Source organism: Massilia antarctica, from assembly GCF_015689335.1.
Taxonomy (GTDB): domain Bacteria; phylum Pseudomonadota; class Gammaproteobacteria; order Burkholderiales; family Burkholderiaceae_D; genus Telluria_A; species Telluria_A antarctica.
The window spans coordinates 3,805,015-3,818,338 of the sequence record NZ_CP065053.1 but is presented as its reverse complement, the minus strand read 5'-3'; the positions used below and the strand labels follow the sequence as shown (position 1 = coordinate 3,818,338).

At 63.7% G+C, this 13,324-nt stretch carries 16 protein-coding genes; 7 read left to right on the top strand and 9 right to left on the bottom strand.

What is annotated here, in order from left to right; translation table 11 throughout:
* Positions 1 to 2: 2 nt before the first annotated feature.
* A complete protein-coding gene (locus tag IV454_RS17310) occupies positions 3 to 2,591 on the bottom strand; it encodes a TonB-dependent receptor (protein WP_206087084.1) in 2,589 nt (862 codons plus the stop codon).
* Positions 2,592 to 2,874: 283 nt separating this feature from the next.
* On the opposite strand from IV454_RS17310, the gene IV454_RS17305 reads away from it, so the two are divergent.
* The 5 genes from IV454_RS17305 to IV454_RS17290 all read left to right on the top strand — a co-directional run bounded on the left by IV454_RS17305 (position 2,875) and on the right by IV454_RS17290 (position 5,469).
* Complete coding sequence (locus IV454_RS17305; protein ID WP_206087083.1) at positions 2,875 to 3,801, top strand: GGDEF domain-containing protein; 927 nt, start codon at positions 2,875 to 2,877, stop codon at positions 3,799 to 3,801.
* Positions 3,798 to 4,613, top strand: coding sequence for an AraC family transcriptional regulator ligand-binding domain-containing protein (locus IV454_RS17300; RefSeq protein WP_229521665.1), 816 nt, complete (start codon positions 3,798 to 3,800; stop codon positions 4,611 to 4,613). The genes IV454_RS17305 and IV454_RS17300 overlap by 4 nt, the downstream gene beginning before the upstream one ends.
* A complete protein-coding gene (locus IV454_RS32875; RefSeq protein ID WP_229521664.1) occupies positions 4,610 to 4,876 on the top strand; it encodes a helix-turn-helix domain-containing protein in 267 nt (88 codons plus the stop codon). The genes IV454_RS17300 and IV454_RS32875 overlap by 4 nt, the downstream gene beginning before the upstream one ends.
* A gap of 33 nt (positions 4,877 to 4,909) precedes the next feature.
* Entirely contained in the window at positions 4,910 to 5,086 is a 177-nt protein-coding gene (hemP, locus tag IV454_RS17295; protein ID WP_082692469.1) for a hemin uptake protein HemP, read from the top strand.
* A 68-nt stretch (positions 5,087 to 5,154) separates the two neighbouring features.
* Complete coding sequence (locus IV454_RS17290; protein WP_206087082.1) at positions 5,155 to 5,469, top strand: hypothetical protein; 315 nt, start codon at positions 5,155 to 5,157, stop codon at positions 5,467 to 5,469.
* Positions 5,470 to 5,507: 38 nt separating this feature from the next.
* On the opposite strand, the gene IV454_RS17285 is transcribed toward IV454_RS17290, so the two are convergent.
* Positions 5,508 to 5,834, bottom strand: a complete 327-nt coding sequence (locus IV454_RS17285) for a hypothetical protein (protein ID WP_206087081.1) — start codon at positions 5,832 to 5,834, stop codon at positions 5,508 to 5,510.
* A gap of 145 nt (positions 5,835 to 5,979) precedes the next feature.
* Between IV454_RS17285 and IV454_RS17280 the strand changes: the two genes are divergently transcribed.
* Complete coding sequence (locus tag IV454_RS17280) at positions 5,980 to 6,999, top strand: LacI family DNA-binding transcriptional regulator (protein ID WP_229521663.1); 1,020 nt, start codon at positions 5,980 to 5,982, stop codon at positions 6,997 to 6,999.
* Positions 7,000 to 7,022: 23 nt separating this feature from the next.
* Here the strand turns inward: IV454_RS17280 and IV454_RS17275 are convergent, their stop codons facing one another.
* The 3 genes from IV454_RS17275 to lptF are packed head-to-tail and all read right to left on the bottom strand — an operon-like array spanning position 7,023 to position 9,711.
* The gene (locus tag IV454_RS17275) at positions 7,023 to 7,388 is read right to left on the bottom strand and encodes a sirohydrochlorin chelatase (RefSeq protein ID WP_206087080.1); all 366 of its coding nucleotides are present in this window, start codon (positions 7,386 to 7,388) and stop codon (positions 7,023 to 7,025) included.
* Positions 7,388 to 8,572 (bottom strand): LPS export ABC transporter permease LptG, encoded by a 1,185-nt coding sequence (lptG, locus tag IV454_RS17270; RefSeq protein ID WP_206087079.1) that lies wholly within the window; start codon positions 8,570 to 8,572, stop codon positions 7,388 to 7,390. Before lptG ends, IV454_RS17275 begins: the two co-directional genes overlap by 1 nt.
* On the bottom strand, positions 8,569 to 9,711 hold the full coding sequence (gene lptF / locus IV454_RS17265) for an LPS export ABC transporter permease LptF (protein ID WP_206087078.1): 1,143 nt from the start codon (positions 9,709 to 9,711) through the stop codon (positions 8,569 to 8,571). The genes lptG and lptF overlap by 4 nt, the downstream gene beginning before the upstream one ends.
* Before the next feature lie 59 nt (positions 9,712 to 9,770).
* On the opposite strand from lptF, the gene IV454_RS17260 reads away from it, so the two are divergent.
* A complete protein-coding gene (locus IV454_RS17260) occupies positions 9,771 to 11,264 on the top strand; it encodes a leucyl aminopeptidase (RefSeq protein WP_206087077.1) in 1,494 nt (497 codons plus the stop codon).
* Positions 11,265 to 11,331: 67 nt separating this feature from the next.
* On the opposite strand, the gene IV454_RS17255 is transcribed toward IV454_RS17260, so the two are convergent.
* The 4 genes from IV454_RS17255 to IV454_RS17240 all read right to left on the bottom strand — a co-directional run bounded on the left by IV454_RS17255 (position 11,332) and on the right by IV454_RS17240 (position 12,965).
* Positions 11,332 to 11,784, bottom strand: coding sequence for a hypothetical protein (locus IV454_RS17255; protein WP_206087076.1), 453 nt, complete (start codon positions 11,782 to 11,784; stop codon positions 11,332 to 11,334).
* An 86-nt stretch (positions 11,785 to 11,870) separates the two neighbouring features.
* Complete coding sequence (locus IV454_RS17250) at positions 11,871 to 12,338, bottom strand: CreA family protein (protein ID WP_370663791.1); 468 nt, start codon at positions 12,336 to 12,338, stop codon at positions 11,871 to 11,873.
* A 61-nt stretch (positions 12,339 to 12,399) separates the two neighbouring features.
* Positions 12,400 to 12,588 carry a DUF1653 domain-containing protein gene (locus IV454_RS17245; protein WP_054267056.1) on the bottom strand — a complete coding sequence of 63 codons (189 nt, stop codon included), beginning with the start codon at positions 12,586 to 12,588 and terminating at the stop codon, positions 12,400 to 12,402.
* Positions 12,588 to 12,965 carry a phiTE_015 family protein gene (locus IV454_RS17240; protein WP_054267055.1) on the bottom strand — a complete coding sequence of 126 codons (378 nt, stop codon included), beginning with the start codon at positions 12,963 to 12,965 and terminating at the stop codon, positions 12,588 to 12,590. Before IV454_RS17240 ends, IV454_RS17245 begins: the two co-directional genes overlap by 1 nt.
* Positions 12,966 to 13,324: the final 359 nt, after the last annotated feature.

The following is a 13,324-nucleotide window of genomic DNA, read 5'->3' as shown; positions in this document are numbered from 1 at the left end:
TATCAGAAGAAACTCGCTTTCAGGCTCAATTTGAATGTGCGTCCGTACTGTTCATACTGGACGTTGTACGGCTTCGTGCCCTGGTACACATAATAAGTTTCATTATTCAGGTTGATGCCCTCGAAGACCAGCTGCACACGCTTGCCGATCTGGTAGCAGAGTGAGAAATCCACCTGGCGCTGGGCGTCGACATAGCGGTCCTGCGACGCATCGAGCAGGTCGCCGCCGACTTCGAGCAGGTAGGCCGACTTGTGATTGAGCGCCAGGCGCGTGCTCACGGGGCCGTTTTCGTAACCGAGCATCAGATTGACGATCCGCTTCGACTGCCCCGGCAGGCGGATCTCGCGCGTCAACTGGCCGCCGCTGGCCTTGTCGAAGCGGCCGATGGTGGCCTTCGCGTCGTTGAAACTGGCATTGGCGCCGACCAGGAGGCCGTTCCACGGCGCGGGCAGCATGCGCAGCGACTGCGAGTACGACAGTTCGATGCCGTTCACACGCGCCTTGTCGCCGTTGGCGTAGCTGGTGGCGCTCGTGTAGCCGGCCCACGCACCGCTGCCGGCAAGATCGGTCGTGTAGGTGAAGTTCTTGATGTCCTTCGAGTACAGATAGGCTGACACGGCGCCGTCCGCGCCCAGCATGCGCTCGATGCCAAGGTCGACGTTCGCCGCCTTCAGCGGTTTGAGGTCCGGATTGCCGATCACCGCTTCGGTATTGCTGGCCAGGCTGATGCCCGGCGCCAGCTGGCTGAAATTGGCGCGCACGACGGCATGGGTCCAGGCCACGCGCACGCTGGTGTTCTTGTCGATATCGTAGCGTGCCTGCAGGTTGGGCAGCCAGTTCGCATATTCGTTGGTGCGCGAGACTGCCTGCAAGAGGGCGCCGGACACCTGCTGTCCGCGCGCCGCAAAGCTGGTGCGCTCGTGGCGCACGCCGGCCAGCAGGCGCCAGTTGCCGATGTCGGCGCCGGCCTGCACATAGGCGCTGTCGATATCTTCGTCCATCGAGAAGTCGTTCAGGTTCGATTCCGGCACCAGCCGCGCGCCGGCCCGGTCCAGCCCCGCCACGCGCGCGCGGATCAGCGCCGGATCGAGGCCCGGCCCGAGACTGGCGAACGGGTAGTCCAGAACACCTTGGGTGAAGCCGCTCATCGACACACTGCCCGCCCCCCAGTAATTGCCGCTGCCGGCCTTGCTGCTGGTGTAGCCCCACTGCTCGGTATCGTTCTCCTTGGTGCGGCGGCTGACTTTGACGCCGCCCTTGATGTCGGCCGCGATGTTGGCAGCGGCGTCGCCCAGCGCCAGCCGGCGGCTCAGGTCCAGCCTGACGTGGCGCTCGGCATCCTTGCTGTCGCGCGCCTGCAGGGTGATGCCCTGCAGGCTGTAGCTGGCCGGGTCGGCCAGGCTGGCGGGCCCGGCCAGGCGCGGCACATCGGTGCCGGAAAAGCGCAGGCCGGCGACGTTGGCGCTGGCGCGAAAACGCCCATCGTTGATGCTCTCCGGCGTGTCCTCGGTGGCGCGGCTGGCGCCGCCCGACGCGACCAGCTTCCACTCGCCCACGCGCAGTTCGCCACCGACCACGGCGGAGCCGATCTGCTGCGTGTATGTGCGCTGGCGCAGGCGGCGTTCGGCGCGCGCGGTAAACGCCGTGTCGGGCGCCACCGCACCGCCGACGATGTTACCGACCGACAGGCGGTCGCGCACTTCCTCGTCCGAAAAGCGGCTGAAAAACGTGTGCAAATACAGCGACTGGCCAGCCTGCGGGCGGTAGTCGACGTTCAGCGCCAGCGCATTGCGTTCGCGCTCGGGCAGGTAGTCGCGCAGTTCGAGGCCGGACAGCTTGCCCTTGTTCCAGGCGCCGCCCGTTTCCACGTTATCGGAACCGAACTTGCGGCGCTCGCCGCTGACGCCGGCGGCCACGCCCAGTTTGCCGTCCAGGAAACGGTCGGCCCACAAGGCACCGGCGTTCGGGCTGGTCTTGCCGGTGTTCCGGTCGCGGCTGGCGCCTGCCTGAAACGATAGCGCGGTGCCGGGCAAATCGAAGGCCGACAGCGACTTGACGTCGACCGAGCCGCCCAGCGAGTTGGCATCCTGGTCCGGCATCAGGGTCTTGCTCACTTCCAGCGAGCGAATCAGGCCGGCGGGCAGCACGTCGAGTGCGACCGCGCGGCGGCCCGCTTCCGGCGACGGCACCGAAGCGCCGTTGATGGTGACGGCGTTGTAGTCGGGCCCCATGCCGCGCACCACGATGTAACGGCCTTCGCCCTGGTCGCGCTGCACCGCCACGCCGGGCAGGCGGGCCAGCGCCTCGGCGGCATTCTTGTCGGGCAGGCCGCCAATATCGTCGCTGCTGACGATGCTGACGATATTGTCGGCCTTCTGCTGGGCCGCCAGCGCGCGCTTCATGCTCGAACGCTGGCCGGCGATGACGACCGTATCAAGCACGATGGCGCTTGCCTCGCTGCCGCCGGCGGCGCTGTCGGCCCCGTGCGCGACGCCGCCGCACAGTTGCAGGATGCCGAAGGCGATGAAGGACAGGCGCGGAAGGCTGCCTGCCACTTCGCGCCGGCGCTGTTGTTGTTTGTCGCTACTCATATATTCGCCGTTGGATGGGTGAAAAACAGGGCGAAGTCTAGAGGCCGAATATGTCCATCGCGTGACACGCCCCGCGCCGCCACGGGCGATACCGGCTTTTACGAGCGTACCTGAGCTGAAATGACCCGGGAGTTCGCGGGCCGCTGCCCGGCGCGGCGTGCGTGGTGAGCCGATCGGACTGGCGCCGCTGCGCTGTTTGCACCCCCGCCTGTCATCGTCCTGTCACGCGCGCGCTCTAGTATCGGGACGTATCGCCCTCATGCAAGGCTTTGGCCTTTCGCCCATGCTCCACTCACACCGCACTCCGCTCGTCCTGGCCCTGCTGGCCCTTCTCGCCTGCTGCTTCCTGTATGCGTTCGCCGGGGTGCCCAAGCCGCCCGCCCACTGGCAGTGGATCGATATCGCCAGCGAGGCGAGCATCGCCCTCATGGCCGGCGTGTGGTTCGTGCTGGTCCTGAGCAGCCGCCCGCCCGGGCGCGTGACGGCGCTGCTGGCCGCCGGCCTGGCCGGCCTGATGCTGGGCGCCTGCGCCGATTGTCTCGACGAGTTTTTCAGCGTGCCCAAAGGCCAGCTGTGGAACCACGTGATCGAGAGCGGCCTGACCCTGGCCGGCATGATCACCCTCACCTGCGGCCTGCTCGACTGGCGCCGCGAACAGTTCATGCTCAACGAGCACCTGCACAAGCGCGAGCGCCTGTTCCGCGATCACCGCTCGTTCGACGCCCTCACCCAAGTGGGCGACGCCGACTACCTGCGCGCCCAGCTGCGCATCGAGCACGAACGCGGCAGCGGCCCGGCATGCTGCCTGCTGATGGTCGATATCGACAGCTTCCACCTGATTAACCGCGCCCACGGCCAGCGCGAAGGCGACCGCCTGCTGCAAGCCGTCACCCACATCCTGTTGCTGAACCTGCGCCGCACCGACCTGCTGTGCCGCTACGCGGGCGACCGTTTCGCCATCCTGCTGCCGGCAACCGATGCCGATACCGCGCGCGCGCTGGCCGAGCAGTTGCGCCGCGCCGTGGCGACCTTGCGCCATCACACGCACGGCGGCGGCGACGCGCTGCAGGTGACGGTGCGCTACGCGGTGCGCCATGTCGACATCGAGCCGCGCCAGCTGCTCAAGGAAATCAACCGCGCGCTGGAACGGCGCATGCCGCAGCCGGCGCCTGGCGCGGACGATGCCAGCAGCTTCGCCGCGCCCGCGTGAGCCGCTTCCTGCAAGCGGGCAACGCCTGCATCGTGGCGCAGCACCAGCCGGCGCTGGTGCTCGATTACGCGCGCAGCCGCGACCTGGCGCCGCGCGCGATCCTGGCCGGCACCGGCATGGAGGATGTGCAGGCGCCCGACGCGCGGCACTCCATCAGCCCCGCCGAATACCTGCAATTGCTGGCCAACGTCGCCACCGGCCTGAAAAGCCCGGAAACGAGCTTCATGCTGGGCCAGCAGATGCTGCCCGGGCACTTCGGCGCGCTCAGTCACGCGCTGCTGCACGCGCACAGCCTGCGCGAGGCGATCGCGCTGCTGGTGCGCTTCCAGATGCAGCTGTGCCCCTTGCTGGCGCCGCGCTTTCGCGAGGAAGGCGCTCTCGCTGTGCTGTACTGGACCGACAGTTTCGGCGCCGGCCAGCAGCGCGGCTTCCTGGTGGAGATGCACATGACGGCCATGACCGCGATGTGCCGCTGGCTGGGCGGCGAACGCCTGCCGTGGCGCTACTGCTTCAACCGCACGCCGCCGCGCTACACCGAGCAGCACGAGGTGCACCTGGGCGAGCAGCTGCGCTTTCACTGCCATCTCGACGCCATGCTGATCGACGCCGCATGGCTCGACCGCCCCTGGCCGCGCGCGAATGCGATGGCGGCGGCGGTGGCGCGGCGCACTGTCGACGCGGCGCACACCGGAGGCAGCCAACGCAGCCTGCTGTGCGCCCTCTACGATTACCTGCTGGAGCACATCCGCAACGCGCCCACCCTGGAACTGTGCGCGATCCGGTTCGGCGTGAGCCCGTCCGGTTCGGCGTGAGCCCGGCCACCCTGAAACGCCACCTGGCGCGCCACGGCAGCCACTTCCAGGCGGAACTCGACCAGGTGCGCGCCCACGTCGCCCTGCACCTGTTCCACGGCGGGCGGCACGACAACGACGGCGTCGCGCGCCACCTGGGTTTTCACGACGCCAACAACTTCCGCCGCTCCTTCAAACGCTGGACCGGCATGACGCCCATGCTGCTGCGGCGAAGCCTGGACGCTTACCGCTTGCAATCGGAAGATACATCGGCCATAATCTAAATGAGAATTGTTCTCATTCAATGAAAGGCAGCGATGAACACCACCCAACAACCCGTGCGCGCGATCCCGGCGCCTGTCGCACCTGCGCTTGCGCTGCGCGTCAACAGCCAGGAACTGCTGCGCCAGGGTAAATCGATCCAGATCGAACACGACGGCAAGATCTATGAATTGCGGGTCACCCGGCTCAACAAGCTGATCCTGACCGCCTGAACCACCAACCCCCAGCCAGCCAGCGTTGCACGCGCAAGCCAGCCACCCCTTTTTGACAGGAGCATCGCATGGCTATCGACATGGCAGGTCCCGCATTTACCGCATCGGCCGGCGCGCCGCCCCAGCCCGAGCTGCTGGTGTCCGCCGCGCTGCACCTGATGTCCCACTACAGCGCCAATGCGTCCCAGGCCGGACCGTGCCTGAAGCTGGCGTCCGTGATCGAGCGCCACCTCAAGGCGCTGGCCAGCCATGGCGACCTCAATCCGGTACTGCGCGCCACCTGCCAGCAATTGTCGGAGCAATGGGCGGCGGTGGTCGACCAGGCGCTCCCGCGCCCGTCGCGCCCGACCTTGTTCAAGCGCTTCGTGGACGGCGCGCGCTAGCGGCGGCGCTGGCGTGACGGTGCGGCGCCGGCGCCCCCTCAGTTGTGCGCCTTGCTTTTGAACATTCCAAAAAATAAGCAAGCTCCCGCCGCCACCATCAGGATCTGCAGGATGCTGCTGATCCACCCGCGGCTGGCATGGGCGCCGGCCAGCCTGATCGTGGTCGGTTGATCGCGCAGATACTCGATCTCGATCCGCTCCCCGTTATTCATATGCGCCAGTACCTGTTCGCTGAACAGCCAGTGGTTGACGGTGATGCGCTCGCCGTCCTTGTTGCGGAAATCGATGTCGGCGCTGGCAAAGCCATCGGTAATCGGCTTGGACGAATTACCCGCAAGCCGCGCAATGCTCCCATCGTGCCCCATCGGCTATGCCGCCGGTAGACTTGAAAACGTTTTCAAATAACGGCAAGCTGTGTACACTGTGTCGGGCTATTTATTTCGTGACACGATCTCAGTTATGGTAATCTCGCGCATGACAGCCGTTCCGCCCCCTACCAGGACCCTTCCCTTGATCGATCACGACAACGCTGCCCCACCTTCCACCCTGATCGACGTCGCGCGTCACGCCGGCGTTTCGCCGAGCACCGTGTCGCGCATTTTAAACGGCACCGCCAAAGTCTCCGAGGACAAACGCACCGCCGTGATGGCGGCGATCGAAAAGATGCACTTCGCGCCGAACCAGATGGCACAGGGCCTCAAGAAAGGGCGCTCGATGACCATCGGGATCGTGGTGCAGGATATTTCGAGCCCGTTTTTCGACGAAACCCTGCGTGGTGTCGACGATGGCTTGAAGGGCACCGGGTATGCATCGGTGATCGTGAGCGGTCACTGGAACGCGGTCGAAGAAACGGAACGCATCCGCCTTCTGCTGGCGCGCAAGGTCGACGGCATCATCCTGCTGTCCGGCCACCTGGGCGACGACACCATTTTGCAGTTCGCGAACCAGCGCCCGATCGTCTCCACCGGACGCGAACTGCGCACCAAAAGCGCGCTCGGGTTCAAGCTCGATAATGAAAACGGCGCCTTCATGGCGGTGCGCCACCTGGTCGAACTGGGACACCGGCGCATCGCCTTCGTCACCGGCCCATCGCATCACCGCGATGCCGACGAACGCCTGATCGGCTACAAGCGCGCGCTGGCCGAATCCGATATCGCCTACGACGACAAACTGGTGGTCGGCGGCGACTTCCACGAATCCGGCGGCCTGCTGGCGGTGAACCATCTGTTCGAGACCAACCAGCAGTTCACGGCCGTTTTCGCGGCCAATGACCTGAGTGCGTATGGGGTGAGGTTGTGCCTGTACCGCAAGGGCATTCGGGTACCGGACGATATTTCGCTGGTCGGCTTCGATGATTTGCCGGGATCCTCGTACACCACGCCGCCGCTGACCACGATCCGCCAGCCTTTGTACGACATGGGCCGCATCGCGACCAATGCGCTGCTGGCACTGATCAACGGCGAACCGGTGATGGCGCAGATTCCGCCGCTCGAACTGGTGGTGCGCGAAACCACGCGCCGGGTGCGCTGACGCCCGATCGGAGCGTAGCGCTCTTACAGCTGCGCCACACAGAAATCGGTCATCGCGGCCAGCACGCTCGCATCTTCGCCGACCGCGCCCGACACAGTGATGTCCATGCCAGGATGATCGAGGCGCAACTGCTCGACGATCAGCGGCAGGTCGCGCAGCAAATGCCCGCCCTGCCCCAAAAACACCGGCACCACCGTCACCGCCGTGATTGCCTGCGCGGCCAGTTCGGCCACGCGCTCGGGCAGGCGCGGCTCCATCAGTTCGAGGAAGGCCAGCGACACCGGCACGCTTGGTACGCGCGCCTGGGTCAGGTCGCGCAAGCGCTCGAAGGGCACGGCCCAGGTGGCGGCGCGGGCGCCGTGGGCAAACAGGATCAGGGCGCGGGTCATCAGTGTCTTTCCACCCACCAGAGCGCCGCAAGGGCCAATAGCAGGAACAGCAAACTCGGAGCGATCGCCACCAGGATGGCCGGCATGGCACTGAGCAGGCCGACGTGGGCGAACAGGTTATTGATCAAAATGAAGCCCACCCCGATCATGATGCCGACGAAAATCTTGAGGCTCACGCCGCCGCTGCGAGTATGCAGATAGGCGAACGGCAGCGCCAGCGCCATCAGCACGAAAATGGCCAGCGGATCGAACAGCTTTTTCCAGAACGCGATCTTGAAACGCTCGGTCTCCTGCTTGTTTTCGGACAGGTGGCGCGTGTAGATGGCCAGTTCGGTAGCCGACATGCGCACCGGGTCCGAGGCCGATACCGCTATGATCTTGGGCGTGATCTCGGACACCAGGTCCATGCTGGGCAGCTTGCGGGTGGTGACGACACTGGTCTCCTGGCCGAACATGCTTTGCGCGGTGGCGCCGGCGGCAGGCTTGACGCCGGGCGGTGGCAGCTCGCGCGTGTTGGCGAAGCGCGTTTCGGTCACGTCTTCCAGGCGCCAGGTGCTGTTGCCGGTGAAGACGGCGCGCGCGGCGGTGATCAGGGAACGCATGCGGAAGTTGGTGTCGAACTCGTACAGGCGCACATCGAGCATCTGGCCATCGGTGCGGAACTGGCGCACGTTGAAAAAGCGCGAGCCGGTCACGCTGCCCTTGGTGCCCTCGGCGCGCACGATATCCTTGGTCCACATCCCGGAACGGAACTCCTGCGACACGGTGGCGCCGCGCGCGCTGAGTTTGAGCTTTTCCGCCAGCGGCGCGGTGCGCGGCGCAATCAGTTCGCCGAACACGAAGGTGATCAGGACGAACACGATGCCGATCTTGAACAGCATCCACGCCGCCATCTGGGTCGACATGCTCGACGCCCGCATGATCGTGAACTCGGAGCTCGACGCGAACTGCGCCATCGTGTAGATCGTGCCGATCAGGGTCGCCACCGGCATCACCTCGTACACGTGGAAGGGCACGCGCAGCAGCACATATAAAAAGGCGTGCTGGATCGCATAGCCTTCCTTGCCCACCGCCGGCAGTTCGCCGGTCAGGTCCATGAAGGCGCTCAGCGCCAGGAAGGCGACCAGCACGAAGGCGACGGCCTGGGAGATCGAGACCGCGAAATAGCGTTGCAGGATTTTCATTTCGCGCCTCCCTTCGGCGCGCACCGCTCGGTGCCGCCGCGCTTGAGCGCAGCCCACAGCACCAGCGGGTGATAGCGATGGTTGACGTTCAGGCGCCAGGCGAACATGCCGACGGTGAGCACCGCCACCACCACGTGCAGCGGCCACCAGGCCATGTGAAAATCGGACTTGCCCTGGCGGACATTGGCCTCGGCCAGCTTGGTCAGGTTAATGTAGGTGAAGAAGATCAGCAGCGCGATGATCAGGTTGGCCGCGCTGCCGGCGCGCGGATTGACGAAGCCGAGCGGAATGGCCAGCAGGATCAGGAGCAGGCAGGTGATCGGCGCGGCGATGCGGTACAGGAGCTCGGACTGGGTGAAGCGGTTGGGCGTGGCCAGCAGCTCCTGGGTGGACATGGCGTCGGACGAGAGGTCGCCATTCATCGACGCGCTCTTGGACTGCACGCGCATGCTGTAGCGGCCGAACTCCATCGATTGAAAATCGGCCTGGCCCGGCACGCCCTGGTAGCGCCGCCCGTTCTTGAGCACCAGGAACTGGCCGCCCTTGCCGTCGGACTCGATCACGCCTTCCTTGGCGACGATGACGGAATTGAGGTTCTTCTCGATGGTATTGACGAAGACATTCTGCACCACGGTCGATTCGCCGGTGACGCCTTCGACGAAAAACACGCGGTTGCTCGACGAGGATTCCTTGAACTGGCCGGGCGACACTTTTTTCAGGTCCTCGCGCTTTTCGAAACGCTGGACGAATTCGGTGCTTTTCATCCTGGCCCAGGGCGTCACGAACAGGCTCAGGGCGCCGGTCAGGATCATCATCGGAATGCCGAAAGTGAGGATGGGACGGATCCAGCGCGTGAGCGACAGGCCCGATGCGAACCAGACCACCATTTCGGAATCGCGGTAGCTGCGCGTGACCACCGCCAGTACCGAAATAAAGCTGGTGAGAGTCAGGATAGTTGGCAGATAATTCAGTGTTGCGAAGGCGATCAATGCCAGCACGTCGCTCGACGCCACCTTCCCGCCCGCGGCCTTGCCGAGGATGGAGATCAGGGTCCACGTGGCGACGATGGAAAACAGCACCGTGAAAGTCGTCCCGGCCGAACTGGCTAATTCACGTTGCAGGGCGCGTTGAAAGATCATTCGAAAGTTATAATCACAGGTTAGGCAGTGCGCGTCACAAACACGAAACGGAGATTCAAATGGACTTTAGCATAAAAGCATTCGACACAAAGAACACCATCACGTCGGCCAAAACCGGGTGCGTCGCGGTTGCGGTATTCGAAAACAAAAAACTGTCGCAGGCTGCAAAGGCCCTCGACCAGGGTGGTGAAATCACGGCTGCGCTCAAGTCCGGCGACATTACCGGCAAGGCCGGTTCGACCTTGCTGTTGCGCGGCATTTCCGGCACCGGCGCGGCGCGCGTACTGTTGGTCGGACTGGGCAACGACGAGACGGTCAGCGAAAAAAGCTTCACTTCCGCAGTGAACGCGACGCTCAAGGCTTTCGCCTCGCTCGGCGCCGCGGACGCCATTATCGCACTACCGATGACAGATGTGAAAGAGCGCGACATTTCCTGGGCCGTGCGCACCATTGTCTGCGCCGCCCACGAAAGCGTTTTCCGCACCGACGGCCAGAAGAGCAAGAAGGACCCTGCCCCCGCCGGCGTGCGCAAGATCACCCTGGCCACCGATGCCACGTCCGACGTCAAGACCGCGCTGGCGCAGGCGATTGCGATTGCCAACGGCATGGACCTGACCAAGGAGCTGGGCAACCTGTCGGCCAACGTGTGCACCCCGACCTACCTGGCCACCACGGCGCGCAAGCTGGCCAAGGACTACAAGTTCGACGTCGAAGTCCTGGAGCGCAAGCAGCTCGAAGCGCTGAAAATGGGCAGCTTCCTGTCGGTTACCAACGGCAGCGAAGAAGCACCCAAGTTCATCGTCCTGAAACACATGGGCGGCAAGGCCAAGGATGCGCCGGTGGTATTGGTCGGCAAAGGCATCACCTTCGACACGGGCGGCATTTCGATCAAGGCCGGTCCCGGCATGGATGAAATGAAGTACGACATGTGCGGCGCCGCGTCGGTGCTGGGCACCTTCCGCGCGATCGGCGAAATGGGCTTGAAACTGAACGTCATCGGCGTAATCGCCGCGTGCGAAAACATGCCGTCGGGCCGCGCCACCAAGCCGGGCGACATCGTCACGTCGATGAACGGCCTGACCATCGAAGTGCTCAATACCGACGCCGAAGGCCGCCTGGTGCTGTGCGACGCGCTGACCTACTGCGAGCGCTTCAACCCGGCCGCCGTGATCGACATCGCGACCCTGACCGGCGCCTGCGTGGTGGCACTGGGCCATCACAACACGGGCCTGTTCACGCGCGCCGACGACGCCCACGAAAAGCTGGCCGGCGAACTGCTGGCCGCCGGCAAGGCAGCGAGCGACACCGCGTGGCGCCTGCCGATCGAAGAGATCTACAACGAGCAGCTCAAGTCCAACTTCGCCGACCTGGCCAACATCGGCACGCCGGGTGGCGCCAGTGTGACGGCGGCCTGCTTCCTCGAGAACTTCACGCGCAAGTACACCTGGGCGCATCTGGACATCGCCGGCACGGCATGGAAATCGGGCGGCGCGAAAGGCGCTACCGGCCGTCCGGTGCCGCTGCTGTCGACCTTCCTGATCAACAGGGTATAAGCGCGGGCGCAAGCGCAACATCGACGATGAAAAAAGCGGCCTCGCGGGCCGCTTTTTTTTGATCGCGCTAGTGCAGCGCGGTGCCGGCTGTTTCCGGCGGATCGTTCTGATAATCGCGCGCGCCGGTGCGGCGCATCAGCACCGTGAGCGTTTCGGGATAATCGAAACCGGCGCCGGTGCGTTTATCGAGCAGATAACCGAGGCCCGCGGTCAGCACCGCATTGCCCACGGTGGCGCTGGCATTGGCCCTGGACACCACCACATCCTGGCCGGCGCTCGCGCCATCCTTTTTACAATCGACGAACAGGTTGCCCGCGCTTTTTTGCACGGTCACGTGGCCGGGCGAGGTAACGAACCAGCGGCCCTTGTCGTTGGTCAGCACGCAGCCGGCACCGCCGATTTCGCGGTTGTCGACGACGGTGTGCAGCATCAAGGTCTGCTGGTTCGATTCGCTGATCGTCGCGCAACCGCCCAGGGCGGCCAGCAGCGCCAGCGCGCCTGTCCGTGAAAAAGTGGCCATCATCTCCATCCAAAATAGGTCGTCACCCAGTTTACGGCAGCTGCCCAGGGTTCCTGAATACTATATTGAATACTACCCGATGAATGCTACTTGAGCGGAATCGGCAGGTTGGCCGGCACCGGGACGGCGGTCACGCTGTTTTTCGGGCTGCCTTCGATCAGGCGGTCCGAATACACAAGGTAGACCAGCGCATTGCGCTTGGCGTCGACCATGCGCACCACGCGCACGTGCTTGAAAAAGATCGAGGCGCGCTCGCTGAAGACTTCATCCTGGCGCGCAATCTTGCCGTTGAACGTGATGGGACCGACCTGACGGCACGCCACCGACGATTCGGCCTTGTCCTCGGCCAGGCCGATGGCGCCCTTGATGCCGCCGGTCTTGGCGCGCGACAGATAGCAGCTGACGCCGCCGACAGCCGGGTCGTCGAATACTTCAACCACGACCTTGTGGTCCGGGCCAATCAGCTTGAAAGCGGTATCGACCGAGCCCACGGTTTCCGCGGCGGCGCCGACGGCGACAGCGGACAGCGCGAGACTCAGTGCGAGTCGGATCATTCGCATAGTTTTATTCCTGGAGGTAGGTGCTGGACAGTGATGCCCCAACGGACAGGCAAGACTAGGAAACCGGCGCAAAGCGCGGCACAAGGATGCCGTCGACTTCGACCAGCTGGAAGAACACGTCTTTCGGCCGCGTCCATATAGAACCGTCCGCTGCGCGATACACGATCATCTCGGAGAGATCCGATTCAAGAGTGGCCACGCACACTAAGTCGTACAGGCCACCCTTGTAGTGCCGGAATTGCATCAACTCTCTGTCTTGTCTTCAGCCAGAGCTTTCTGCTTCTTCTTCAAGCCCTGGATCACCTTGAGGACGCCTTCGATACCAGCGGTATCGTCGAGGTCGCTAAAAGCATCGAGGACTTCATTCAGAACCCGGTTGCGCACTGCGGTTTCATCCGACGCCGGTGCGCTTGCGCGTACCGGTTCGGCCGACTCTTTCGAGGCGGCCTTTTGCGCCGAATACTTCGCTGTCGCCGCGGCAGTTTTGCCGTGCGCCAGCGCCGCTTGCCAGATTACCCAGCGACGTTGTGTTTCAAACACGAGATATTCATCGGGCTTATCTTCGCGGCGTCGAACGATATGACCATCGCGCTGCGCCCATGCTTCAAATGCACTTCGCATTTTAATCCTTTACAAATGCTGTCTTCGCATTTCTCCACTAATCAAAACAGAATTGTTTTAACTAGTACCACCTTGCCGTCTGTGTCATGAAACCGCCACAAACATTAAGGGCGTGTAACTCTTCACGCGACGGATTCGGACCGTTGGTTCTCACCACCACCGACCCGATAAACCACATAGTACTCCGTGCGTTATAAGAATGCAATTTTTTATTCCCCATGAGTAACAATAGTCCAAAATCGTTGTTTTGTCTTCCTGTTGTTACATCTAATTACATCTTGCGAGTGGTTAAATCTCGGGGACAACAAAGTTTAACATCTTCACGGTATTTTTTCGATAAAAGTGTTGATAACACAAGC